This window comes from Sulfurimonas limnophila (genome assembly GCF_059705345.1).
In genome coordinates this window covers 1,840,602-1,865,433 of sequence record NZ_AP046127.1, presented here as the reverse complement: position 1 = coordinate 1,865,433, position 24,832 = coordinate 1,840,602, and the positions used below count along the sequence as shown (strand labels likewise).

Sequence of the window (24,832 nt, the reverse complement as noted above, 5' to 3'; positions counted from 1 at the left end):
CTTAAATTAAAAAAGGAATATACATGGGAATGCCTAGTGGACAAGAGCTGTTAATCATCTTAGCGATAGTTGTTTTATTGTTTGGTGCAAAGAAAATACCTGAACTTGCAAAGGGTATCGGCAAAGGAATTAAAAATTTTAAAGCTGAAATGAAAAATGAAGATGATGAGACAGATGTAAAATCAGCTTCATCTGAAGCTCCTAAAAAAGTTGAATCTGCTGAAGAAGTTGCTTCAAAAGAGACTCCAAAAACAACTCAACAAGCGTAAGTTTTGAAACAACGAGTATCGGCGCTTTTGCGCGAAAAGTTTGGTCGTGAAGTTGTTTTAGAAAAGCCCCGTGATCGCTCTTTTGGTCACTTTGCTACCCCTATTGCTTTTGCTTTAGCCAAAGAGCTAAAGCAATCTCCTATGAAAATTGCTGATGAAATTGCCTCCTCTTTTGAAGATAATGATATTTTTACTAAAGTTGAATCTGTAAAAGGTTACTTAAACTTTCGCCTAAGTGAAAAATTTTTAAGTGAGTATGGCTCTTGGGCATTAGATAATCCTGAAGAATTTGCAAAACAAGAAAAAAAAGAGAAGATTCTATTAGAGTTTGTTAGTGCAAACCCAACAGGACCTTTACATATCGGACATGCTAGAGGTGCTGTTTATGGGGATACACTCTTTAGACTGGCTCGTCATTTGGGCTATGATATAACCGCTGAGTATTATGTAAATGATGCTGGAAATCAGATAGATTTATTAGGGCTCTCCATCCAGCTTTATGGAAGAGAAAATATACTCAAAGAGAGTGTTGAATATCCAGAGAGTTATTATAGAGGTGATTATCTTGCTCCACTGGCGAATGAAGCCATAAAAAAGTTTGGAGTAGAGATTTTAAGTGATGAGTCTCGTCAAAAAGAGCTGGCACTTTGGGCAAAAGATGGTGTAATAGAGATTATAAAAAAAGATTTAGCAGATACAAATATCTTTTTTGATACCTTTGTTTATGAGTCAACTCTCTATGATGACTGGGATAGAGCAATGGCTAAAATGGGAGAAGGTGTCTACAAGAAGGACGATAAGCTCTTTATAGCATCAAGTCTAAGAGGCGATGATGCGGACAGGGTTGTTGTTCGTGAAGATGGCCGTCCTACGTATTTGGCGGGTGATATAGTTTATCATAACCAAAAATTTGAACGCGGATATGATCACTATATAAATATCTGGGGCGCAGATCACCACGGATATATGGCTAGAGTAAAAGCTTCAGTTGAGTTTTTAGGTTACGATAGTAACAAGCTAGAAATTTTACTATCTCAAATGGTGAGTCTTTTAAAAGATGGCGAACCTTACAAGATGAGTAAACGTGCTGGAAATGTGATTCTTATGAGTGATATAGTAGAAGAGATAGGTTCAGATGCACTGAGATTTATCTTTGCTTCTAAAAAAAGCGATACAGCCTTAGAGTTTGATCTCGCAGAGTTTAAAAAGCAAGATAGCTCGAATCCTATTTTTTATATTCAATATGCTCATGCTAGAATAAAAACTATCATCTCAAAGAGTGATTTGAGTTATGATGAGATAATGTCTGCATCACTTAAAAATCTAGATGAAAATGCGGATATGCTTATGTTTGATGCACTTTTACTTCCAGAGATTGTAGAAGATGCTTTTAGCTCAAGACAGGTTCAAAAACTTCCAGAGTATCTAAAATCACTCGCTGGATCTCTGCATAAATTTTATTATGATTGCAGAATTATAGGAACAGAGGATGAGGCAAAACTTCTTAAACTTCTTATGCTTGTTGGGCTCTCTTTAAAGACTGGACTCTCTTTGATGGGCATACAAGCAAAAGATTATATGAGTAAAGAAGAGGAGTAGTCACTTAAGGCTTTATCCCCAAGAAGGGATAGAGCCTTAATAGTTCTCTTTTTTGCGCGGAAATGATTTGAATCAGAGTTGGGTTTTTGCTTTTATCAAGCCAATAGACTATTTTTTTTAAATCTTCTAATTTCATTGACGTACATCCAGCAGTTGGTGCACCTTCTGATTTTTCTACATGTATAAAGATGCATGACCCCATTTGTGGTATCTGCTTTTTGTTGTGTCCAACTGTAATTCCTAATTCATATTGAGAGTCTTCCCGTCGCATCTCTTCATAACTAGCAGGTAACTCTTTGGGTTTTCTAATGATTTGGTTATAAAATTTTGAGTTTGAGTCATCTACGCAAATTAACTCTTTTGTTGCATGCAGATATGGCATTTTAAGATTTATCTCTCTCTCATAACCAAAGACAGAGTCAAGAGTAAATATACCAAGCGGTGCTTTTTTATCGCCCTCATGTTTTATGGGATTTAAGTCTGCTTTAAAGAACTCAACATCTCCAGCTCCAAACGCTACTCCATTCGCACCTAAATTTACCTCTATGGGCTCAAAAACAGCCTTGTTGTCTTCAAAACATATTAGATTAGCTTTGGTTGAGTTAAACTCATCTGCAACGACTAAAATGATTTGCTCACTAGCAAAAAGGAACATTTGACAAATTATAATAATTAAGAAGTTTTTTACCATAAACTATGTTACTATTACCAAAATGTGAAACAGATTAATTTTTAAAAAATGGAAAAAAGTTTATGGGTATTAATATAAGAAAAGCTACTAGTGCTGATGGGTCTTTTTTAGCAGAAATGATTTTACAAAGTACTAGGGCAGATAAAAAAATCGGTGTTTTTGACCTGATTTTTAAAACAAAAAATGATGAAGAGACTTTAAAAAATTTAGAAAAACTAACAAATACTACATCAAAGTCTAGTTGTCATTTTAGTAATTTTTTAATCGCAGAAATTGATGGTAAATCTGTCGGTTCACTTGCGAGTTATGAGCCAAGACTTATAACTAAAGAGACTTTTATAAGTGCTTTAGAAGAGATTGGTGTTAACGCTGAGGAGAATGAGTACTTCGGCTTGATGGATATTTGCGGTTTTGTGCTAAACAGCAGAACTCTTGTTTTTGACTACATGGAAGAGCTGGAAGGTTTTATGGATGTTGGAATTTTAAAAGCGCTTATGCAAAAAAGTCTTTTAACTGCAAGGCTAAAAGGGTATAGAATCGCACAAACTATAGTTGAAATTGGCTCACTAGAGACTCTTCTTTACTATAAGAAACTAGGTTTCAAAGAGGTTAAGCAAAAAGATTGCGAACCGTATAAAGAGATTTTTGGAAGACCTGGTTTAGTTTTACTCTCTATAGAGTTTTGATAGGTTTAGCATAGAACCCTCAGCCCTCTCCCTTCTTCCTTCGCTCTTGGCGATTGCTTTAGCACTATATAGCAGAAATGTTCTTCTCTCGCTCTTTGGAGGTATAGTTCTTGGCGGATTTATATTAAATGACTTCTCTCTTATCGCATCACTAAAAACTATATTTTTACTTTTTATATCTCTGCTTGAAGAGCCATGGATACTAAAAACACTCTCTTTTGCAGTTTTGGTCGGAAGTATTATGGCTTTGATAGAAAAGTCTGGCGGTATTGATGGCTTTGTTGATTTTATGCAGCATAAAACAGGTGTTGTAAAATCTCCACGATCTGCTTTGATGCTTAGCTATGTTATAGGTATTTTTATATTTATAGAGTCAACCATAACATCTCTAATCGCAGGAGCTGTTGGAAAACCGTTTTGTTACAAATACCAAATCCCAAGTGCAAAACTTGCTTTTGTTTGTGACTCAACTGCTGCTCCTGTTAGCTCTCTTATCATCTTAAATGGATGGGGAGCGCTTCTTTTAGGGCTTATAACAACACAAATTTCACTTAATGCGCTAAATCTTGACGCTTTGGATGTTTTGTTAACATCTGTATTATATAACTTTTATGCGATGGCAGCGCTCTTTGTGACATTTGTAGCGATATGGTTTAACATAGACATAGGAGCTATGAAAAATGCAAAACATAAGCCAAAAAATGAAGAGATAAGCACTGAAAAATCGCAGAGTATGTTTTATATGCTTATACCAATTATTTTAATGGTGCTTTTTGTTTTTCTCTTTTTGTACATCACTGGAGATGGCGATATTTTAAAAGGAAGTGGCTCTAGCTCCATCTTCTATACAATGCTCTCTACTGTGCTTTTTACTCTTTTTTATTTTGTAGGAACAAAAAACATGTCACTCTCATTATGGGGTAAAACTGCTCTTGGTGGTGCGTTAAAGCTAGTTCCAATTGCACTTATACTTCTTTTTGCTTTTGGTATAGGAGAGATAACGACAGAGTTAAAAACTGGCAATTTTTTGGCTTCATTGGTTAGTCAAAATTTAAGTATAGTTTTTTTAGCTCCTGTTATTTTCATCATAGCATCTCTTATCTCTCTCTCAACAGGAACTAGCTGGGGAACTTTTAGCATAATGATTCCAATAGCTATTCCAATGGCTCTCTCCATGGATGCAAATATGGCTCTTTGTGTTGGTGCTGCTATATCTGGAGGTGTTTTTGGAGATCATTGCTCACCTATCTCAGATACCACTATCATCTCCGCAATGGCAAGTGATTGTGAACTCATTGAACATACAAACACACAACTCCCCTACGCATTTATAAGCTGGGGAATTGCTTTGGTACTGTTTTTAGCTTTTAGTTTTACCTCTTAAATGACCATGACAGTTAATTTCTATGAGTGGACTTGGCTTAGGAGTTTATATAACTAACGCAGTTGTACAAAAACATGAGCTTAAACTTGATTATGACTATGTTTTAGGAAGCAACTGCTTTGAGGTTATTTTAAATGGTTAAAGCGGTGTTGATTGAGTAGCGCATATCTTCATCAAGATTTTCCATATTGCTTAGCATCCATCTCAAATATGGGGCATCGCTTTTAGCTACTTCTTCAAGAGTTTTGCCTCTGTACTTTCCAAAGTTAAATGATTTTATCATGATTGGTGTAGCTGTCAAATCAACCATTTTCTCAACTGGGTTTTCTTTTGGAAACTGAGCGATAACAAGCTCTTTTAACTTACTGAGTAGTAGTTTTAAAACCAAAACATCGCCGATTGCATCATGGGCTTTTATAACGATGTTTAGCTCATCTGCCTCTTTTTGCTCCTCTTTGTAGAGCTCCATTTTATAACGGAAGTATTGAAGTCTGTGTGCTTCTTCGTCTGGAAGTAGATGTTTTGCAACCCTTAGCGTATCTATAACTCTCATTTGAGTTTTAAAACCCTCTTTTTGAAGCATATCTATATCAAATTTTGCGTTATGGATGATGAGATAGTTCTCGTTTGTGTTAAGTTCATTTAGTCTTTTAAATGAGTTACTCTCTTTGCAAAGAGGCTTGTCTACTAGCATATTTGGAGTGATGCCATGCGTCTCCATTGCTCCAAAACTAATTGGAACGGATGTGCTAAAAAACTCATTTTGAACCTCTATCTCTTTTTCACCCAAAACCATAAAACCGAGCTGAATTACTCTATCCTCTTCGCCTATGCCAGTTGTTTCTGTATCCAAAATAATATATCTTTTTGCCAAATCTCTACCTTTTAGTTTTTTGCCTAAAAAAGGCTTGTGTTCAAGTTATCTGCCGCTTCAAGCGGCAAGCTTCAGTGCCATAGCGGCTAGCGTAGCTAAAGGAATTACTTCCTTTAGCGTTACTAAAAAAGAAACGAGTCTAACATATATTCGCTTTGAGCGTGCAAATACTCTTCGCTTACCTCTATGCTAATTACATCTGTTTTGATTTTATAGATACAAAACTGAACAAATTTAAGCTGAGTTGTAATCCCTCTAAACTCAAAATTTCTAACGGCGATAGGCTCGTTTATCTCTTCTAATAAATCTTGAATATAATACATTGATTCTTTAGAATCTTTAAGATTTAATAGTTTGAAGAAGTTTGAAATCTTTATATCTATCGCACCTTCTTCATCATTTGATACATAAGTGTTATATATGCCACGAACAAGTTTGAGTGCGCTTGAACTAAGTGGCTCTAATAATAAATTTTGCTTCACAATAGGATAAGTATTCATAGTATGATGGTATAGATATAGCTATTAAAAGCATATAAAAGTTAATTATAATATACTGTCTTTAATTTTTTTTAGAGGTATTTGTATGTATAAAATCTTTTTAACTATCTTGATTTCTTCTGTTTTTTTAATAGCCATAGAGATAAAGCATACACCAATTGAATTTACAAAAATGAGAGTAGATCTCACAAAAGAGTACATAAAAACTCACTATAACTTAGATGTAAAAGATATAAAAATAGTTCCAAAAATAATCGTTATACATCATACGGCAATAGATAATTTTAATAATTCGCTCTCTTGCTTCCACTCAGAAACCCTCCCAAGCGCTAGAGCCGATATAGACAGAGGCGGAGCAGTAAATGTCTCAGCTCATTTTATGGTTGATAGAGATGGAACTATCCATCAACTTATGCCACTTGATAGCATGGCAAGGCATGTTATAGGGCTTAACTATAACTCTATTGGGATAGAAAATGTTGGCGGGCAAAACTCAAAAGACAACTTGACACCTGAGCAGTTAAGCGCAAATATAGAGCTTGTTAAAGAGATTAAAAGTAGATTTCCAAGTGTTGAATATGTTGTGGGGCATTACGAGTATAGATGTTTTGAGGGAAGTGAACTATGGCTTGAAGAAGATAGTAAGTACAGAACACGTAAAGACGACCCATCAAAGAGATTTATGAGTGCTTTAAGAGAGAGTATAGAAGGGTTTAAAGACGCGCCTTGCGCTAAAGAAAAGAGATGATTTCCTCACCTTTTGGGTATCTTTTTGCTTTAGCTTCTTTGGCTGCTGTAATTACTTTAGTTGAGCAAAAAAGCAAGTTAAAGTTTTTTAAGTTTGTTCCCGCTGTTGTGCTGATTTATCTCTTTAGCATGACATTTGCTTCCATGGGAGTATTTGCGCAAAATGTGGAAATAGATGCTATATATGAAAATACAAAGAAAAATCTTCTCCCTGCTATGCTTTTTTTGATGCTTTTACAAGTTGATATTAGGGATTTTTTTAAGCTTGGCAAATCCCTTGTCATTGCCTATTTATTGGCTGTTTTCTCACTCGCTTTTGCTTTTGTTCTTATCTCTTTTCTTTTTGATTTTAACAAAGAGATGGCATCTGCTTTTGGCGCACTTAGTGGAAGTTGGATGGGCGGAGTTGCAAATATGATAGCAGTTGGTTCTGCGCTAAATGTATCTCAAGAAGCATTTGGATATGCACTGATAGTTGATAGCGTAAACTATACTATTTGGATAATGTTCTTGCTTTTTTTAACACCATTTGCGCACTATTTCAACACTTTTACATCCTCGCATGAACAGATGGCAAAGTTAAGTTCTATTGGGTGTTCATGCACCATAGGAGCAAAAAAGTATTGGTTTTTGATACTTCTCTCTATCGTCGTTGCATTTGTTGTAAATCTAATAGCGCAGAGCGGATTTGCTCTTTTTAACTATACGACAACAACAGTCGTACTTGCTACTCTATTTGGGGTTATTGGCTCATTTACAAAATTGAAAAACATAAACGGAGCGAGTGAAGTTGCTACTACAATGCTCTATATGCTCATAGCACTAATCGGCTCAAAAGCACTCTTTGAGAACTTTAGCGGTGTTGGTGTTTATGTTTTTGCAGGGTTTTGTATATTAGTCATTCATGCGGTTATCATGGTAGTTGGAGCAAAGATATTTAAGCTTGATTTATTTAGTATTGCCATAGCTTCACTCTCAAACATAGGCGGAGTGGCTTCGGCATCTATACTCGCGGCAACATACAACAAAGCACTTGTCGGTGTCGGGGTTTTGATGGCTATAATGGGGTATATTGTAGGAACTTTCGGAGGTTTGGCGGTGGGAAATATTTTGATCTGGATGGTAAAATGAAAATAGTAAATATAACAACTGAGGTAAAACAGATAGAACTCAAAACTCCATTTAAAACGGCATTGCGCCAGACATCGAATGTAGAGTTTGTAAGAGTTGAGGTGGAGTGTGACAATGGCTTCATAGGTATCGGCGAGGCACCTGCTACAAAGGCTATAACGGGGGAGGATATATATGTTATATTAACTTCAATTGGCAGTGTTGAGGAGCTGTTTTTAAATCTTACTTGTGAAGAGGCGCTTGGTGTTTTACATACAAAGTGTGCTATTGGCTCCAGCGCAAAGGCGGCACTTGATATAGCGTTTGTTCATCTACTCTCTCAAGAGGCAAAAAAACCACTTTATGAGTACTTTGGCGCAACAGATATATCGCCACTAAAGAGCGATATAACTATCAGTTTAAATGAAGCGGATGTTATGCTGCAAGATGCCAAGAAAGCCTTTGATAGCGGCATGGAGATACTTAAAGTAAAAGTTGGAAGTGATGTTTTACATGCGATAGATATTATTAGAAAAATATCTGATGAATTACCAAGATGTGAAATCTTAGTAGATGCAAATCAAGCGTGGAATTTTGAGAGCACGATGCTCTTTATAGAAAATATGCTTGATACTCCTATAAAACTTATAGAACAACCAGTTGAAGCTCCAAATCTTGATGGTTTAAAAGATATAACTGAGCTTTCACATATTCCTATTTTGGCGGATGAAGCTGTATTTACGCTTGAAGATGCGCAAAGAGTTATAAAAGATAAATGTGCAGATATGATAAATATCAAATTTATGAAGTGTGGCGGAGTGAGTAAAGCGATAGAGATTTTAGAGTTCGCAAGAAGTAGCGGGTTTAAGTGCATGTTAGGCTCGATGTTAGAGGGACCATACTCTATAAATATGGCGCTTCATTTGGCGTTTGCATATCGTGATGTTATTGAGTATGTGGATTTGGACAGCCCTTTGCTTTACAAAGAGATGCCTAAAGAGCTAGATTTTGTGTTTAATGGATGCGAGATAAAACCTCGCTAGTTTGCACCTTTTGCTATGTATTTAAGCCAGATAAAGCCAAATACTCCAGCAAACAGAGATGCCGCTAAGATACCTATTTTTGCTTGAAAGACAAGTTCACTGTTTCCTGCAAATGCGAGTTCCGCGATAAAAATAGACATCGTAAAGCCGATACCACCAAGAAAAGCTACACCAAAAACTTGACTCATTGTACTGCTCTCAGGAAGTTTGGCGATACCAAGTTTTACGGCAAGATAAGAGATTCCAGCTATTCCAAAAACTTTTCCAAAAACAAGACCAGCAATGACACCTAAAGAGATTGGCTGAAGTAGCGTATCATACGCCGATGAAAAATCTATCGAAACACCAGCGTTTGCAAGTGCAAAAAGAGGGATAACGATTAAACTCACTGGAAGATGTAAAGAGTGTTCAAGCCTAGCTGATGGAGAACTGATAGCGTCTATCTTGTCTTTTATATTTTGAAGGATTGCTTTTTGCTGTTCGTGCATCATATAGTCGGTTGTTATTGGGTAGTTGTCGTACTCTTCGAGTCTATTTTTTGCAGATTGCGTAAAGTCGATAGGAGAGTATTTTGGACGTGAAGGAATCGCCATAGCAGCAATTACCCCAGCGATTGTTGCATGTATGCCAGACTCCAACATAAATAGCCACATGATAAATCCAACTATAAAGTAAGGAAGTATCATATGTATGCCAAAACGGTTAAATGAGACTAAAATCAAAAAAGATATAAAAGCGAAAAGAAGAGGCAACATGTGTATCTCTTGTGTATAAAAAAGAGCGATAACAACAACCGCACCAAGGTCATCAACGATAGCAAGAGCTACTAAAAATGTTACAAGAGACGGAGATACTCTTCTTCCAAGAAGAACCAAAGCACTAATCGCAAAGGCGATGTCCGTAGCCATAGGGATTCCCCATCCAGCTTCACCAACATCTCCTAAATTTATAGTGTAGTATATGAGTGCAGGAAGTGCCATCCCGCCGATTGCTGCGATTATTGGTAAAATTGCAACTTTTATGTTTGAGAGCTCTCCGACTAAAATCTCTCTTTTTATCTCTAGTCCGATTATAAAGAAGAAGATTGCCATAAGTCCATCATTTATCCAGTGATGAATGCTCTTTGAGACACCATACTCACCTACAAAAACATCTATTTTTGTGTGAAAGAGGTGTAGATATGCATCTGCAAATGGCGAGTTTGCAAGAACTAGAGCAACAATAGTCATAAGCATTAACATAAGTCCAGTTGTTGTCTGAGCATGAAGAAACTGCTCAAAAGGTGTAGCTATTTTCTCAAAAGCCTTCTGCCAAGGTGCATATAATTTCATAACAAATCCTTTATTTTGGGTTTTGATTATAGCTTATGTAGTTAAATAGCATAAAAATTCAAATATTAATTGCTATAATCGGACTATGAATTTAGAACAATTACAAAACAAAACAGTACTTTTATTTGGCAAAAGCCGTGCATTTAGCAGTGATGAGTTTGCGTCGCAGATGAAATTTCATAAGATAACAGTGGTAGATAAATATGCCGAGGATGTCGTTCTTGTCATTGATGGCAAGATGATGACTCCATATGAACAAAATGAGAATGATGCGCTTTATAAGGCAAAATCAACTCTTTTGGAGTTTATCTCTATTGATATACTTGAGAAAGAACTAGCACGTTATATAGACGCAGACACTCTTTTGATGAGTCTAAAACTTAGCAGAGATAAAGAGAGACTCAAAGCTTTTATACAAAACTCAACCATAGAGGATGAACTCTTTTTTAAACTCTTAAAGATGTACTCATGGAGTGGAGAAGATTTTTTTGAAAATGATGATAACCGTGATGTAAGTGCTTCCATCATTCTTAGGTTTTACAAAAATATAGAGAGAAATCATAACGTTCAGTACGCTACATCAGGCTTTATGCACCTTATATCTCAAACTGCAAAAGCTGAATTAATCGAGATGATATTTGAACTAGAGCCGCTTCAAAAAACTTTACTTGAAGGCAGAAGCGGCGCAAATCAAAATATCCTATCTGCAATCGCAACACACCATGAAGCTTCAAAGAGTGTTTTGAGTCAGCTTATAAAAAAAGCATCTTCAAGAGTAAAAACATTGATTGCTATGAGACATGATTGTGATGAAGAGATGCAGATAGAACTATATGAATCTGAGGATAAAGAAGTTTTGGAAGCCCTTTCAATGGGCAGAAACATATCAAGTGATCTTATTTCAAAACTTTTATTAAATAAAAAATATACTAAAAATTTGGCACTTCACCTAAAACTAAATAGTGAACTTTTTGAAAAATTTATACAAGTAGTTCCTGTTGAGGTTGCTAAAAACAGCTCACTTACAACTCAGATGCAGCAAAGACTTGCAGATTTGAACCTTTATGATGTTGATATAGCCTTGGCTCTTAATGAAAAGTTAGATTACAGCGTGGCAATGAGACTTCTTTTAGTTAAATCAAAAGCTCTCTCAAGTGAAGTGTATAAAAATAGTAACCTTTCAAAAGAGAATCTTGCAGAGGCGTATAAAGATGAGGCAAATCATATCTCTTTAGCCCAAAATCCAAATACTCCCAAAAATATACTTGAAGCTCTCTCAAGTAGCCAAGATATAGAGGTTTTGAGTTCTTTAGCACAAAATAAAAGTACCCCTGTTGAGGCGCTATATCAGCTTCAGCTTGACTCAAGAGTAGCACGTCAGGTAAAAGAAAATCCTGCGTTTACAAAACATATACAACAAGAAAATATAGGATGGGAAGTGTGAGAGCAACGGATTTGATAGTAACGATTGGTTCTTTGATAGAGCAGAGAGTTCCTACTTTTTTATGGGGTGCTCCAGGGATTGGGAAGTCTTCTATCGTAAAGCAGATAGCAAAAAGCAGAGGAGTAGGTTTTATAGACCTCAGACTAGCGCTCATGGATCCAACTGACTTAAAAGGGATACCATTTTATGATAAAGAGTCACATACCGCACTTTGGGCGCCTCCTGCATTTTTGCCTCGTGATGGCGAGGGAGTTCTCTTTTTAGATGAGTTAAACTCCGCCCCGCCAAGTGTTCAAGCTTCTGCGTATCAACTAATCCTTGATAGAAAAGTTGGAGAGTATGAGTTGCCAGATGGTTGGGCAATAGTAGCTGCTGGAAATCGTGATAGCGATAGAGGCGTAACATATCGAATGCCTAGCCCTTTAGCAAATCGATTTGTTCACTTTGAGATGGATGTTGATGTAGAGGACTGGAGGCTTTGGGCTTATGGGAGCGGAGTTGATGAGAGGGTTCTCTCTTATATCTCATACAAAAATGAACATCTCTTTACCTTTGATGCAAAAAACGATACAAAAAGCTTTGCAACGCCTAGAAGCTGGGCTTATGTAGATAGTATTTTAAAAACTAACATGCCAAAATCGCTCCTGCTTGACACCATAAGCGGTGCAGTTGGAAGAGATGTTGGAGTCTCTTTTTTATCTTTTATAAAAGTAATAGATAGATTGCCAGATATAAATGAGATATTGGAAACTTCAAATGGCGAATACAGCGATGAAGTAGATGTCCTCTACGCCCTAAGTGGTGGACTCGTAAGCACATTTCTTAGAGATAAAAGTGATGAGAAGCTAGAGAATCTACTAAGATACACACTCGATTTAAAAGCAGAATTTGCCGTAATGATAGTGCAAGATTTGCAAAGAAATGGCATAACTATGGAACACTCAGAAGCCTTTAGGGAGTGGGTTAAAAAATTTGCTTATCTTTTGGGGTAAAAGTTAGATGTCAATCGAGCAAAAAATCTCCCAAGCAAAAGCTAAACTTTTGGTAAACTACCCACTTTTTGGGGTACTTGCTTCAAAGCTGGAGTTAATTGTAAATGATGATATTGAGAGCTTTAAGAGCAATGGCATAAAACTTGAGTACAACAGTGATTTTTTAGTAGAACTAACAGGCAGCGAGATGGAGTTTGTTTTTGCAAATGGCGCTATGCACGCTTCTCTGGCTCATGAGACTAGAAAAAATGGCAGAAGCGGGTGGCTTTGGCAGTTAGCTACTGACTACGCTATAAATGATATGTTGGTTGAAAATGGGCTAGAGAGACCAGATAGGGCGCATTACTCTAAGAGATTTAGCGGAATGTATGCTGAGGAGATTTATGCCGAGCTCAAAGATGATATTTTGCGTGATGAGCTAGAGTATGAGGCAGATGATATAGAAGATACAAAAAGTGACTCTGATAATCAAAACAGCTCTAAAAATCCAGAACTTATTCAAGATGAGCAACTCTTTGAGGAGTTTGCAAAGGCCAAGCTTGATGAGGCTCAAAAAAATAGCGAGATTCCAGTGTCAATGGCGAGGTTTTTTACTCTTTCTTATAGAAGTAAAATAGATTGGCGAGATGAGCTCAGAGTCGCACTTGATAAGTTTTACAGAGATGACTACACCCTTCTTCCTCCAAGTAAAAAACTTCTTTACAGCGGTATATATCTTCCGTCTTCAAAGAGTCAAACATTTAAATTTGCAGTTGCAATTGATAGCTCGGGTTCTGTTGATGAGGCTCTTTTAGGTACATTTTTAAGTGAGCTTAATTTCATCATGAACACATTTCCAAACTTTCATCTTGAGCTAATTGTGTGTGATGATAAGATTCAATCTCATAAGACTCTTTACAGTGGAGACATTTTAGATATAGAGCTACGCGGTGGAGGAGCAACGGACTTTAGAGCGGTTTTTGATTTTATAGAGAATGAGCTTGATGATTTGAAGCTACTTCTGTATTTTAGCGATTTAGAAGGTGTTTTCCCAAAAGAGCGCCCAATGTATGAAGTAAAATGGATAGCTCCAAAGGAGAGAGAAATTCCTTTTGGAGAGGTAATAGTGATAGAGCCTTAGTTGTGCTCTATGCGGTTTCTTCCGTTTTGCTTTGCGTTGTAAAGAAGCATATCCGCTTGATTTATGCTCTCTTCAAGAGTCTCTTCTGGATGTAAAAGCACCCCTATTGAGACAGTAAATTTGATTTTTTCTTCATTTTCTAATGAAACAATAGTGTTTTGTACTTTTTCTCTTATCTTTTCAAAACGACTCAAAGCTTGTTCTGGAGTTATGTTTTTTAAAACGATGCAAAACTCTTCGCCGCCAAATCGTGCAACTATATCATCTTGAGAGATATTAGTTCTTAAAATATCAGCTAAGTTATTTATGACTCTATCGCCTATTTCATGCCCATATGTATCATTTATCTTTTTAAAATAGTCAATGTCTATAACAGCGATTGTAAATTTTTCACTATCAGCTATAGCTTTTTCAAAGTAAGGAAGCATATTGCTAAAAAAGTATCTTCTGTTGTAAAGACCTGTTAAAAAGTCTCTGTTTGCATGGTTTGTTATTGTATAAATGTTCTCGAGCGCTTCGATAGAGTTATTTATACGACATGAAAACTCCTCTTTTGAGAAAGGTTTTTTGATGTAATCATTTGCTCCGCTTTTTAAAAACATAGCAGTTGTATCATCGTCGTTATCGCCAGAGATAGTTATGATTGTCAAATCATTTTTTGTATATTTTTTTCGTATTTCTGTTGTAAGTTCTAGCCCATCCATCACAGGCATATGGTAGTCTGTTAGAACTAAACTTATGTCCGAGACGCTATTTAAAATACCAAGTGCCTCTTCTCCATGTGCAACTGTTATGACTTTAAAAAACATATTTTCAAGCATACTCTGCATCTGTTTTCTAAAAACCATAGAGTCATCAACAACCAATATTTTATGCTCTTTATTTTTTTTGAGTCTGGCAATTGTGTTAATTATGAAATTTATATCATCAACACCGCCCTTATTTACGTAGTCAATTATATTTTTTTTGAGCATATTGGCACGAAATGTTTTGTCAATATTTCCGCTTAAAACGATAACGTGATTGCCAGATTCAAGTATATGATCAACGATTTCGCCATTTGGTGCGTCTGGAAGATTCAAATCAACAAGAGTTAAAAAGTAGCTATATCTCTTTAGAAAAAGTTTTGCTTCTAAAAAGCTATAAGCTACTTCAACTTCAAAACCAAGCTCTAAATTTATTTTTTTTGCAATTAGTTTTGCTAATGTTTTGTTGTCCTCTACAACTAATATTTTCTCCATAAAATAGGCTTTCCTCATAATATTTTTTACTATTATAGTATAATTTTTTTATGAATTTTTTAAAAGACATTATCTCTAAATTAGAATCCAAAAGAAGAGTTTTTCTAACTGGCGGGGCAGGTGTTGGCAAAACAACACTTACTAAAAATATAATCACACACTATGAGCAAGAGGCAAAAAAGGTTGCAAAACTAGCTTCAACAGGCATGGCAGCTACTCTTATAGGCGGTCAAACTCTGCATAGCTTTTTTGACTTGGGAATCTCAAAAGATATAGAAGAGCTTCAAAAAAACGCTAAGTATGAGATAAAAGCAAAGGTACAAAAACTCATCTCTAGTATGGATTTGATTGTTATAGATGAAGTCTCTATGGTAAGTGACACTCTATTTGAGATGATAGCTTTGCGATTAGAACAAGGCAACTTTAGAGGCGCACTTCTAGTTGTTGGCGATTTTTTACAACTCCCTCCAGTAGTTCGTGGATACACAGAGGTGCGTTTTGCATTTCAGTCCACTGTTTGGGAGAAATTTGCTTTTGAGATAGTTGAACTAACGCATATTTATAGAACTGATGACAAGGAATTTATAGAGCTTCTCTCTAAAGTTAGAGAGGGTTATGTGGATGAAGATGTTCATAACGAGCTAAACAGCTACATAAAACCGCTGCCAGAGGATTTGAGTGAATTTACATTTTTATTTGCAAAAAATGACTCCGCAGCAATGCACAATAAAACGCAGTTAGCCTTTGTAGATAGTGAACTTCATACAAAAGAGGCTCAAATAATCAAGCACATAAAGAGTGTTAAAGATTTGGATGTAGAGCGTTTTATGGATGACGCAAGGATTGAGAGGGCATTAGAGATAAAGATAGGAGTGCCAGTGCTCTTTACGAGAAACTCATGGAACTACTTTAATGGAGAACGCGGAGTTGTTGTAAATATTGACGCTACCTATGTTTATGTGCAAAAAAGTGATTTGGTCGTTATAAAATTAGAGCGAGTTGCACAGAGTAAATCTCATTGGGTTCAAAAAACCATAGATGCAAAACCTCAGTGTATAGAAGAGAGCCTCTTTAGCGTCTTTCAATTTCCTATCAAGCTCTCTTACGCCATAACTATCCACAAATCACAAGGTATGTCTATCATGGATTTAGTTATACAGAGCAATGAAATTTTTGCACCATCTCAGTTCTATGTAGCGATTTCAAGAAGTTCAAACCCAAAACGACTAAATCTAATCGCACCAAAGAGACAGTGGAGAGATATTATTTTTGTAAATGATAAAGCGATGTGGTTTGTAAAAAATAGCACTATGCTATAATCGTAAAAATAGATATAAAGCGGAGATTTTAAATGAGCAGAGTGATAACTGTTATGGCTGTTATTTTAGCGATAGGCTTTAGTGCATGTGCAAAAAAAGTAGATGAGTATCACTACAATAGAGCAAAAAATGCTTCTGATAAAGCTATGAATAGTTTAGATAAAGAGTAGGGATTAAACTCTCACTTATATTGTGAGAGTTTATAAAGATAGATTTATAGATCTTTTTCGTGTTTTGCTAAGTACTCAGCAACGCCCTCAGTAGAAGCTTTCATACCTTCATCACCTTTTTGCCATCCTGCTGCACAAACTTCGCCATGCTCATCAGTAAACTGCATAGCGTCAACCATACGAATCATCTCATCAATGTTTCTTCCAAGTGGAAGGTCGTTGATAACAGCATGACGTACAACACCTTTTCCATCAATCAAGAATGAGCCACGAAGAGCAACAGCTTCTCCAAAAAGTACATCATAGTCTTTTGAAATTTGTTTTGTTAAATCTGCTACTAGTGGGTACTTGATACGACCAATACCACCGCTGTTTACTGGTGTTTCTCTCCATGCAAAGTGTGAAAATTGGCTATCAACTGATACACCGATAACATTTACATCACGGCTTTTAAACTCTTCTATTCTATGAGAAAACGCAATGATTTCAGATGGGCATACAAAAGTAAAGTCTAGTGGATAGAAAAATAGAACTGTACCTTTTTTACCAAGATTTTCAGATAGTTTGAAGTTTTCTACGATTGAGCCGTCTGCTAAAACTGCTGTTGCGTTAAATTCTGGAGCTGGATTTGTTACTAACATAATAATGTCCTTGTTTAATTTAATTTGTAAAATTTTAACAGAAGTATATTAATCAAAATCCAATGTTTTTTAGTCGCAAAGAGCTTTAAGAGAGAATAAAAGTTTGAAATTTTCTATATAAATTTTTTTGCTATACTTTCGCTGATTTATGAAGAGAAACTTCATATTTCAATAAGGAAAATCGATGACAAAAGAAGCAAAAACTTTAAAAGAGTATATCTTTACTTCAGAGTCTGTAACAGAAGGGCACCCTGATAAGATGGCAGATCAGATCAGCGATGCGATTTTGGATTATATTATTGAACATGATCCTAGTGCACATGTAGCGTGTGAAACTCTGGTATCAAATGGCTTTTGTGTAATTGCAGGCGAACTAAAAACAACGGCTTATGCGCCAATGCAAGAGATTGTTAGACGTGTTGTCCAAGAAATTGGGTATACAGATGCAACTTATGGGTTTGACTATCGCTCAGCTGCTGTGTTAAATGGCATAGGAGAGCAATCTCCAGATATTAATCAAGGCGTATCTCAAGCCGACGGAGAGATAGGGGCAGGTGATCAAGGTCTTATGTTTGGTTACGCTTGTCGTGAAACAGATGTTTTAATGCCTCTACCGATATATTTGGCTCACCGTTTAACCAGACGTTTAGCAGAGGTTCGCAAAGAGGGCATCATTCCATATTTGCGTCCAGATGGAAAAGCGCAAATAAGCGTAAAGTATATTGGTGACAAACCAGTAAGTGTCGAAGCAGTAGTTGTATCAACTCAACACGCGCCAGAAGTATCACAAGAGAAGATACGTGAAGATGTTATAAGAGATGTTATAAGAGATGTTATTCCAGCTGAGTTGATGAGCGAGAAAACCGTTTTCCATATTAACCCAACTGGAAAGTTTGTAATTGGCGGACCTCAAGGTGACGCAGGTTTGACAGGGCGAAAAATCATAGTTGATACTTATGGCGGAAGTTGTCCCCATGGCGGTGGCGCATTCTCAGGAAAAGACCCAACAAAAGTCGATAGAAGCGCAGCATATGCATGTCGTCATGTGGCAAAAAATCTAGTAGCTGCTGGGGCGTGTGATAGAGTTACCATACAAATAGCCTATGCGATAGGTATCTCATCACCTGTTTCTATTATGGTAGACACACATGGCACAGCGATAGTTGAAGAGAAAAAGATAGAGTCTTGCGTGAAAGAGCTCTTTGATTTAACACCAAAAGGAATCATAGAATCTTTAGATTTATTACGCCCAATATATAGAAGAACAGCTGCTTATGGGCACTTTGGAAGAGAAGAAGAGGGCTTTACATGGGAGATAACAAATAGAGTTGAAGATATAAAAAAATATTTAAAAATAAACTAACTTTTAGTGTGAGTTTCTTAAGAGCACAAAGTGTAACAAATTAGCTTTATTACGTTTTTATGGGGCATCTTTTAGCTATCTTTAAAAATCTTTTGTTAAACTTACCACGAAATTAATAATAGGAGAATCCTAATGGCAGTAATTATTGGTGATACATGTATTAACTGCGGCGCTTGTATTGATGAGTGTCCAGTAGAAGCAATTGTAGATGAGGATGATAATCCAACTGGCGAAGAAATTTATTACGTATATGCTAATAAATGTGTAGAGTGTGTTGGTCATCATGATGAACCAGCATGTGCTACTGCGTGTCCTACTGAAGGATGTATTACATGGGATGCAATAGGTGAAAGTCCTGCACACCGTGAAGACATTACAGACAGTATGCGTGGAATCGGCAAGGCTATCGTAGAATAGTTTTTAAAATTCACAAAGCTTTTTTGCTTTGTGACACCTCTTTATATATACCTTCATCATGAATTTCTCTTTTTAATTTAAAATCAACTCTTTTTTGGGTACAATTCCACCCTAATTTTATATATTTATAGGAGATTTGATGGAACGTACACTATCAATAATAAAGCCAGACGCAGTTGCAAAAGGTGTTATCGGTAAGATTTTAGACCGTTTTGAGAGTAATGGCCTTAAAATAGCAGCAACAAGAAAGATACAACTTTCTCGCGCAGATGCAGAAGCTTTTTATGCTGTTCACTCTGAGAGACCTTTCTTTGGTGATTTAGTTGACTTTATGATTAGCGGTCCAGTAGTTGTTTCAGTATTAGAAGGCGAAGGCGCACTAATTAAAAACCGTAACTTAATGGGTGCTACTAACCCTAAAGAAGCTGAAGCTGGAACAATTCGTGCAGATTTTGCTGAAAATATAGATGCAAACGCTGTTCATGGAAGTGACTCTTTAGAAAATGCAGCTATTGAAATAGCATTCTTTTTCTCTGAGAGAGAAATTTCTTAAGTAGCTATTTTTGAAAATAGCTCTTATAAAAGTTGGTAAAACACCTGTTGATTTTGAAGTTAAATCAGATGAAATAACTTTTAAAGGTTACTTACAGTATGATGCCGACAAATTAATTTTGCTCAAAGCACAATTAAGTGGGGTAATTGACGCAGATTGCGATGTTTGCGCTGATGAGTTTAAACTAGAAGTAGATGAAGAAATAGAGTTTTATATCTCTGATGGAATCTACACAAAGAGTGAAGAAGCGCTGTTAGATGTTGTTGAGTCATTAGACTCAACATTGGATTTACAAGAGCTTTTAAACTCGGAGATAGAACTCATAAAAAGTGATTACAAAAGCTGTGAAAATTGCAAGAAAAATAGTGCTTCTGATGAAGAAGCGTTTTAAATAAAATAGAAAGGATTATATTATGGCAGTACCAAAAAGAAGAGTCTCTCATTCACGTTCAGCAAAGAGAAGAACTCACTATAAGATTACTTTAGCTAAACCAGTTAAAGATAAAGATGGAACTTATAAGCTTCCACACCACATAAACCCAACAACTGGTGAGTATAAATAGTCAATGGTAAAGATTGCTATTGACGCAATGGGCGGGGACTTCGGTCCTAAGCCGATTATAGACGGTTGTATACAAGCTCTCAAACAAAAACTTTTCATTCCTATTCTTGTAGGTAAAAAATCAGAAATTTTACCTCTGTTACCAAAGCGTTATAGAGATAAGATTTCTATAGTTGAAGCTGATGATGTTATTTCTATGCATGATGCCGCTACTGACGCACTAAAAAGAAGTGAAAGCTCTATCTATAAAGCTATTGAGCTTGTAAAAAATGGAGAGGCGCACGGAGTTGTATCAGCTGGACACAGTGGTGCAACTATGACTTTGGCTACTCTTAGACTAGGTCGCTTAAAAGGTGTTTTAAGACCAGCTCTTGTAGCGCTTATGCCAACAAGAAGTTCTCGTAAATCAGTAATCCTTGATGTAGGTGCAAATGTTGATTCAAAAGCTGAACACTTAATGCAGTTTGCAGTTATGGGTGGCTGTTATGCTGAAGATATGTTAAAGATTGAAACACCATCAATCGGTCTTTTGGCAAACGGTGAAGAAAAAAGCAAAGGAAATGAACTTACTAAAGCTACATTCAAACTCCTTGAAGGCTATAAAGGTTTCAAAGGAAATGTAGAAGGAAGCGATATTTTTAATGCGAGCTGTGATGTGATTGTGTGTGATGGTTTTGTTGGAAACTTAGTACTAAAAGCTTCTGAGGGTGTTGCATCAACAATTACTGGACTTATAAAAGATTATATTAGAAAATCACCAATAGCTATCACGGGAGCACTTTTAATGAGAAAAGTGTTTGTTCTCTTGAAAAAACAGATGGATTACGCCGAAATTGGCGGTGCTCCACTGATTGGTATTCAGGGATGCGCAATTGTTAGTCATGGAAAAAGTAATCCAAAAGCTATTAAAAATGCAATTTTTCAAGCAATAAGATATGTTGATACAGGTGTAAATGAGCACATTATTCAAAGACTTGAAGTGTTAAAAAATAAGGAAGATTAATGGCATATGCTGCATTTCGCTCAATTGGCGCGTACGTTCCTAGTAAAATTTTGTCAAACGAAGATTTATCAAAAATGGTAGATACTACTGATGAGTGGATTACCAAAAGAACTGGCATAAAAGAGAGACATATTGCGGCTGAGAATGAGTTTACAAGCGATATGGGTACAAAAGCAGCAGAGATAGCTATCCAGAGAAGTGGTATAGATAAGAGTAAGATTGATATGATAATCTGTGCTACTATCTCACCAGATTATTTTTGTATGCCATCAACTGCAACTATAATAAGCACAAAACTTGGTCTTGGAAATGTCACAGCATTCGATATTTCTGCTGCATGTACAGGGTTTGTTTATGTGCTATCAATTGCAAAAGCATTTATTGAATCTGGGATGAAAAAAAATGTTCTGATAATAGGTGCTGAAAAACTCTCTTCTATAACAGATTATACAGATAGAGGCACATGTATACTATTTGGTGATGGTGCTGGAGCAGCTTTAATAAGCGCAACTGACAATAAAACTGAAGCTATTATAGATGTTCATACTGGAGCTGATGGAACGTTTGCAGATTTGCTTATGACTCCAAATGGTGGAAGTGGATCTATGCACGATACGCTAGATCAAGAAGCTAAAAGCTGTTTTATGCAGATGAAGGGTAATGAGACTTTTAAAGTTGCTGTTAAAACTCTAACTAAAGATGTTGTTGAGATACTTCAAGATAACAATATAGATAGTTCTGAGATTAAACATTTTGTACCACATCAAGCTAATCTTAGAATTATAAAAGCTGTTGGTGATGCACTAAAACTAAAAGAAGAGCAGGTTGTTTTAACAGTTGAAAAATATGGAAACACTTCTGGCGCTTCAATTCCGATGGCGATAAATGATATATATGAAAGTGGAAAGTTAAATGCAGGAGAGCTTATGCTTCTTGATGCTTTTGGCGGAGGATTAACATGGGGAAGTGCTTTGGTCCCTTTTAGCCCATTAAAATAATTTTTCAAAATTAAAATAACACTTTTGCCAGATTTCTTCGTTGAAGTTTGGTTTTCTTTTCACTCACATACTAGAGTATGCTCCTCAATAAAATCAAACTCCGCCTCGAACTATGACAAAATTGAGAATTTTAATAGTGAAAAAAACTTCTTGCTCCAATTCAAATATACTAATTTTCTAAAGCTTTTTTAACTCTTTTAAAAAATTCCTCTTCATCTGGAAGATTTAGTTTTGCAACTCTAAGTTTCTCTCCCCACATCGGGTTTGGAAAGTAGCTATCTTCTTCAAATCTTGCCATTACATGTAGATGAACACGAGGAAGCATATTTGCAAAAGATGCCATATTTATCTTTTTAGGGTTATAGTATTTTTTCATCTCATCTTCAACTAGGTCATACATCTCCCAAAGTCTAACTCTTAAGCTTTTTGGAACATCCCCTAACTCTCTATATGGCTCTTTTGTAAAAATTTTTAGCCATGGAATTTCACTTTTTTCATTTTCTATATATAGTTCATCATCTTCATAAATAATCATTTTTTCTCTTTTTTTATAAATTATATCCTATTTATTCTGCTACTGTTTGGATTATATCTATATAAAGAGGCTATTATTTACTATTACATTTAAAGGATTTAGAGTGCTACTTTTACAGATAGATTTTCCATATAATGGAGTAGTTGGTAAAGAGATGGTTGAGGCATTTGCTGATTTGGCAAGCTCAATTAGTAAAGAAAAAGGGTTGATATTTAAAATATGGACAGAAAATGAAGATACAAAAGAGACAGGCGGAATATATCTGTTTGAAGATTTATTATCACTAGAGACATATCTTAAGATGCATACTACAAGGCTTCAAAGTTTTGGTATAAGAGATATTAGGTCAAAGGTTTTTGAAGTAAATGAAGCTCTCTCAAAGATTACAAAGGCTCCGATTTTTTAATCATTGAATTGTAGAAAAACCCGAAATAAATCGGGTTTTTTAGTAGTTTTTAGTCTCTGCTTCTGCTACGATTTCTATCGCCGCTTGGACGGCTTCTATCGCCTGTGCTTGGAGTACCACGGTAGCCACCACCAGTGCCACTTGGGCGAGAACTTCTGTCTCCGCCTTCGCTTGAACGAGGTCTGTCGCTACTTCCTGTTCTAGGTCTATCTGAACTTCCAGAACGGTTTCTATCGCCACTTGGACGAGAGCTTCTGTTTCCACGGAATCCGCCACGTCCACCTTTAGAATCTCTTCTTTTATCTGCACGCTCTAAGATAGCAGCTAATTTATCAGCAGGTATTCCAATGCTGTTTGGACCTTGAATTGTCTGTTTGTCTAATATCATTGAAACAAGTTTAAACATGATAGTTGCCTCATCAATATCTTCTTTTAACATATCAAGAATTTGGTGCGCTTCATCATAGATATGTTGTTCTTCAATAGTCGTAACTATTGTTTTTAAGTTGATTGCACGTAAATCATTTTTACTTGGAACAAAAGCATGAGTCATTGTAGTTCCAACTTTTAGTTTGATACGTTGAAGTTCTTTAAATTCAAGAGGAGTTAAAAGTGTGATAGCTTTACCTTTAGTTCCAGCACGTCCAGTTCTTCCGATTCTGTGTACATAAGATTCAGGGTCAAAAGGGATGTGGTAGTTAAATACGTGTGAAATATTATCAACATGAATACCACGAGCTGCAACGTCTGTTGCAACTAGAACTTTAACACCATTGTTTTTAAAACCTTTAATTACGGTTTCACGTTGGCGCTGTTCCATATCTCCATGAAGACCATTTGATAGGTATCCTGCACTTGATAAAACATTTGATAGTCTATCAACTTCGCTTTTTGTTCTACAAAAAACAATAGCTTTTTTACAAGCTTCAGCGTCCATCAAACGAATAATTGCGTCATCTCTCTCAGACTCTTCTATTACATAATACTCTTGATTAATGTCAGTATTTGTAGTTTCGCCTTTTGTAATACTTATAAATTCTGGATTGTCAAGGATTCTCTCTGCAAGAAGTTTGATTGGTTTTGGCATAGTAGCTGAGAAAAGAAGTGTTTGACGATTTGATGGTAAGTATGAGAAGATCTCATTAATATCATCTAAAAAGCCCATATCCAGCATCTCATCAGCTTCATCAAGAACAACAATGCTAGGAGCAAAATCTTTTAAGAGGTTTTTCTTAAGTAAATCTAAGAGTCTTCCTGGAGTTGCAACAACAACGCTTGCTCCTCTTTGGATTAAATCAATTTGTCTATTATAAGAGCTTCCGCCATAAACAGTAACAGTTCTAGCGCCTATGTTTCTGCCGTATTTGAAAAGCTCATCACTTACTTGTGTTGCTAACTCTCTAGTTGGAGTGATAACTAGTAAGCCAACACCATCATTTGGGTTGATATTGTTAAGTGCTGGAAGACCAAACGCTGCTGTTTTACCTGTTCCTGTGTGTGCCTGACCAACTATGTCACGTCCAGCTAATATAAACGGGATTGCCGCTGCTTGAATAGGACTTGGAACCGTAAAACCAGCATCTTTGACACTTCTTAGTATCTCTTTTTTTAAACCTAAATCATCAAATGTGATCAACTTTTCTTCTGTCTGTGTTTGTGCATTTTCTTGCATCATTTTCCTTTAAGATAGGAGATGATACAAGCATGTCATTAATGACATGGCACCTTCCCCTAATGTATTTGGCGAATTATACCCAAATATATTCTCTTTTTAGTTAAAATAAATAATATTTATAATTGTTTAAGTTGATATTGTGTAGATAGGGTAGCTGTA

At 36.1% G+C, this 24,832-nt stretch carries 28 protein-coding genes; 20 read left to right on the top strand and 8 right to left on the bottom strand.

What is annotated here, in order from left to right; all coding sequences use genetic code 11:
- The first annotated feature begins 23 nt into the window (after positions 1 to 23).
- Both AC6H33_RS09470 and argS read left to right on the top strand, forming a co-directional pair.
- Positions 24 to 269 carry a Sec-independent protein translocase subunit TatA/TatB gene (locus AC6H33_RS09470; RefSeq protein WP_497604638.1) on the top strand — a complete coding sequence of 82 codons (246 nt, stop codon included), beginning with the start codon at positions 24 to 26 and terminating at the stop codon, positions 267 to 269.
- A 3-nt stretch (positions 270 to 272) separates the two neighbouring features.
- The gene (gene argS, locus AC6H33_RS09465) at positions 273 to 1,868 is read left to right on the top strand and encodes an arginine--tRNA ligase (RefSeq protein WP_497604637.1); all 1,596 of its coding nucleotides are present in this window, start codon (positions 273 to 275) and stop codon (positions 1,866 to 1,868) included.
- Positions 1,869 to 1,872: 4 nt separating this feature from the next.
- Here argS and AC6H33_RS09460 read toward each other — a convergent pair whose 3' ends face one another.
- Entirely contained in the window at positions 1,873 to 2,523 is a 651-nt protein-coding gene (locus tag AC6H33_RS09460; RefSeq protein WP_497604636.1) for a L,D-transpeptidase family protein, read from the bottom strand.
- A gap of 98 nt (positions 2,524 to 2,621) precedes the next feature.
- Between AC6H33_RS09460 and AC6H33_RS09455 the strand changes: the two genes are divergently transcribed.
- Together AC6H33_RS09455 and AC6H33_RS09450 are read left to right on the top strand one after the other, a co-directional pair.
- The gene (locus AC6H33_RS09455; RefSeq protein WP_497604635.1) at positions 2,622 to 3,245 is read left to right on the top strand and encodes a GNAT family N-acetyltransferase; all 624 of its coding nucleotides are present in this window, start codon (positions 2,622 to 2,624) and stop codon (positions 3,243 to 3,245) included.
- 46 nt (positions 3,246 to 3,291) lie between these two features.
- The gene (locus tag AC6H33_RS09450; RefSeq protein ID WP_497604634.1) at positions 3,292 to 4,629 is read left to right on the top strand and encodes a Na+/H+ antiporter NhaC family protein; all 1,338 of its coding nucleotides are present in this window, start codon (positions 3,292 to 3,294) and stop codon (positions 4,627 to 4,629) included.
- Between the two features lie 130 nt (positions 4,630 to 4,759).
- On the opposite strand, the gene AC6H33_RS09445 is transcribed toward AC6H33_RS09450, so the two are convergent.
- Together AC6H33_RS09445 and AC6H33_RS09440 are read right to left on the bottom strand one after the other, a co-directional pair.
- Positions 4,760 to 5,503 carry an exonuclease domain-containing protein gene (locus tag AC6H33_RS09445; protein WP_497604633.1) on the bottom strand — a complete coding sequence of 248 codons (744 nt, stop codon included), beginning with the start codon at positions 5,501 to 5,503 and terminating at the stop codon, positions 4,760 to 4,762.
- Between the two features lie 122 nt (positions 5,504 to 5,625).
- Positions 5,626 to 5,985 (bottom strand): hypothetical protein, encoded by a 360-nt coding sequence (locus AC6H33_RS09440; RefSeq protein WP_497604632.1) that lies wholly within the window; start codon positions 5,983 to 5,985, stop codon positions 5,626 to 5,628.
- A 103-nt stretch (positions 5,986 to 6,088) separates the two neighbouring features.
- Between AC6H33_RS09440 and AC6H33_RS09435 the strand changes: the two genes are divergently transcribed.
- From AC6H33_RS09435 to AC6H33_RS09425, 3 genes are read left to right on the top strand one after another with little or no spacing between them, the layout of a single operon-like run.
- On the top strand, positions 6,089 to 6,751 hold the full coding sequence (locus tag AC6H33_RS09435; RefSeq protein ID WP_497604631.1) for an N-acetylmuramoyl-L-alanine amidase: 663 nt from the start codon (positions 6,089 to 6,091) through the stop codon (positions 6,749 to 6,751).
- The gene (locus tag AC6H33_RS09430; RefSeq protein ID WP_497604630.1) at positions 6,748 to 7,881 is read left to right on the top strand and encodes a DUF819 family protein; all 1,134 of its coding nucleotides are present in this window, start codon (positions 6,748 to 6,750) and stop codon (positions 7,879 to 7,881) included. Before AC6H33_RS09435 ends, AC6H33_RS09430 begins: the two co-directional genes overlap by 4 nt.
- The gene (locus AC6H33_RS09425; RefSeq protein WP_497604629.1) at positions 7,878 to 8,903 is read left to right on the top strand and encodes a dipeptide epimerase; all 1,026 of its coding nucleotides are present in this window, start codon (positions 7,878 to 7,880) and stop codon (positions 8,901 to 8,903) included. The genes AC6H33_RS09430 and AC6H33_RS09425 overlap by 4 nt, the downstream gene beginning before the upstream one ends.
- Here the strand turns inward: AC6H33_RS09425 and nhaA are convergent.
- Positions 8,900 to 10,234 (bottom strand): Na+/H+ antiporter NhaA, encoded by a 1,335-nt coding sequence (nhaA, locus tag AC6H33_RS09420; RefSeq protein ID WP_497604628.1) that lies wholly within the window; start codon positions 10,232 to 10,234, stop codon positions 8,900 to 8,902. The two genes, AC6H33_RS09425 and nhaA, sit on opposite strands and share 4 nt — an antisense overlap.
- 85 nt (positions 10,235 to 10,319) lie before the next feature.
- On the opposite strand from nhaA, the gene AC6H33_RS09415 reads away from it, so the two are divergent.
- The 3 genes from AC6H33_RS09415 to AC6H33_RS09405 are packed head-to-tail and all read left to right on the top strand — an operon-like array spanning position 10,320 to position 13,790.
- Positions 10,320 to 11,678, top strand: coding sequence for a hypothetical protein (locus tag AC6H33_RS09415; RefSeq protein ID WP_497604627.1), 1,359 nt, complete (start codon positions 10,320 to 10,322; stop codon positions 11,676 to 11,678).
- Positions 11,675 to 12,670, top strand: a complete 996-nt coding sequence (locus tag AC6H33_RS09410) for an AAA family ATPase (protein ID WP_497604626.1) — start codon at positions 11,675 to 11,677, stop codon at positions 12,668 to 12,670. The genes AC6H33_RS09415 and AC6H33_RS09410 overlap by 4 nt, the downstream gene beginning before the upstream one ends.
- 7 nt (positions 12,671 to 12,677) lie before the next feature.
- The gene (locus tag AC6H33_RS09405; RefSeq protein WP_497604625.1) at positions 12,678 to 13,790 is read left to right on the top strand and encodes a vWA domain-containing protein; all 1,113 of its coding nucleotides are present in this window, start codon (positions 12,678 to 12,680) and stop codon (positions 13,788 to 13,790) included.
- On the opposite strand, the gene AC6H33_RS09400 is transcribed toward AC6H33_RS09405, so the two are convergent.
- Complete coding sequence (locus tag AC6H33_RS09400; protein ID WP_497604624.1) at positions 13,787 to 15,031, bottom strand: diguanylate cyclase; 1,245 nt, start codon at positions 15,029 to 15,031, stop codon at positions 13,787 to 13,789. The two genes, AC6H33_RS09405 and AC6H33_RS09400, sit on opposite strands and share 4 nt — an antisense overlap.
- A 50-nt stretch (positions 15,032 to 15,081) precedes the next feature.
- On the opposite strand from AC6H33_RS09400, the gene AC6H33_RS09395 reads away from it, so the two are divergent.
- A complete protein-coding gene (locus AC6H33_RS09395; protein ID WP_497604623.1) occupies positions 15,082 to 16,350 on the top strand; it encodes an ATP-dependent DNA helicase in 1,269 nt (422 codons plus the stop codon).
- A 32-nt stretch (positions 16,351 to 16,382) separates the two neighbouring features.
- Complete coding sequence (locus tag AC6H33_RS09390; RefSeq protein WP_497604622.1) at positions 16,383 to 16,520, top strand: hypothetical protein; 138 nt, start codon at positions 16,383 to 16,385, stop codon at positions 16,518 to 16,520.
- 44 nt (positions 16,521 to 16,564) lie between these two features.
- Here the strand turns inward: AC6H33_RS09390 and AC6H33_RS09385 are convergent, their stop codons facing one another.
- A complete protein-coding gene (locus AC6H33_RS09385; RefSeq protein WP_497604621.1) occupies positions 16,565 to 17,161 on the bottom strand; it encodes a peroxiredoxin in 597 nt (198 codons plus the stop codon).
- Between the two features lie 184 nt (positions 17,162 to 17,345).
- On the opposite strand from AC6H33_RS09385, the gene metK reads away from it, so the two are divergent.
- The 7 genes from metK (at position 17,346) to AC6H33_RS09350 (ending at position 22,057) form a co-directional block, all read left to right on the top strand.
- Entirely contained in the window at positions 17,346 to 18,524 is a 1,179-nt protein-coding gene (gene metK / locus AC6H33_RS09380) for a methionine adenosyltransferase (protein ID WP_497604620.1), read from the top strand.
- Positions 18,525 to 18,656: 132 nt separating this feature from the next.
- Positions 18,657 to 18,941, top strand: coding sequence for a 4Fe-4S dicluster domain-containing protein (locus AC6H33_RS09375; RefSeq protein WP_497604619.1), 285 nt, complete (start codon positions 18,657 to 18,659; stop codon positions 18,939 to 18,941).
- 139 nt (positions 18,942 to 19,080) lie between these two features.
- Entirely contained in the window at positions 19,081 to 19,494 is a 414-nt protein-coding gene (gene ndk / locus AC6H33_RS09370; RefSeq protein ID WP_497604618.1) for a nucleoside-diphosphate kinase, read from the top strand.
- A 10-nt stretch (positions 19,495 to 19,504) separates the two neighbouring features.
- Positions 19,505 to 19,885 (top strand): hypothetical protein, encoded by a 381-nt coding sequence (locus tag AC6H33_RS09365; protein WP_497604617.1) that lies wholly within the window; start codon positions 19,505 to 19,507, stop codon positions 19,883 to 19,885.
- A 22-nt stretch (positions 19,886 to 19,907) separates the two neighbouring features.
- Positions 19,908 to 20,057 carry a 50S ribosomal protein L32 gene (gene rpmF / locus AC6H33_RS09360; protein WP_008335740.1) on the top strand — a complete coding sequence of 50 codons (150 nt, stop codon included), beginning with the start codon at positions 19,908 to 19,910 and terminating at the stop codon, positions 20,055 to 20,057.
- Between the two features lie 3 nt (positions 20,058 to 20,060).
- Positions 20,061 to 21,059, top strand: a complete 999-nt coding sequence (gene plsX / locus AC6H33_RS09355) for a phosphate acyltransferase PlsX (RefSeq protein ID WP_497604616.1) — start codon at positions 20,061 to 20,063, stop codon at positions 21,057 to 21,059.
- Complete coding sequence (locus AC6H33_RS09350; RefSeq protein WP_497604615.1) at positions 21,059 to 22,057, top strand: beta-ketoacyl-ACP synthase III; 999 nt, start codon at positions 21,059 to 21,061, stop codon at positions 22,055 to 22,057. The genes plsX and AC6H33_RS09350 overlap by 1 nt, the downstream gene beginning before the upstream one ends.
- Positions 22,058 to 22,226: 169 nt before the next feature.
- On the opposite strand, the gene AC6H33_RS09345 is transcribed toward AC6H33_RS09350, so the two are convergent.
- Complete coding sequence (locus tag AC6H33_RS09345; protein ID WP_497604614.1) at positions 22,227 to 22,592, bottom strand: HIT family protein; 366 nt, start codon at positions 22,590 to 22,592, stop codon at positions 22,227 to 22,229.
- A 103-nt stretch (positions 22,593 to 22,695) separates the two neighbouring features.
- Between AC6H33_RS09345 and AC6H33_RS09340 the strand changes: the two genes are divergently transcribed.
- Positions 22,696 to 22,998, top strand: a complete 303-nt coding sequence (locus tag AC6H33_RS09340) for a monooxygenase (protein WP_497604613.1) — start codon at positions 22,696 to 22,698, stop codon at positions 22,996 to 22,998.
- Positions 22,999 to 23,047: 49 nt separating this feature from the next.
- On the opposite strand, the gene AC6H33_RS09335 is transcribed toward AC6H33_RS09340, so the two are convergent.
- On the bottom strand, positions 23,048 to 24,670 hold the full coding sequence (locus AC6H33_RS09335; protein WP_497604612.1) for a DEAD/DEAH box helicase: 1,623 nt from the start codon (positions 24,668 to 24,670) through the stop codon (positions 23,048 to 23,050).
- Between the last annotated feature and the right edge of the window lie 162 nt (positions 24,671 to 24,832).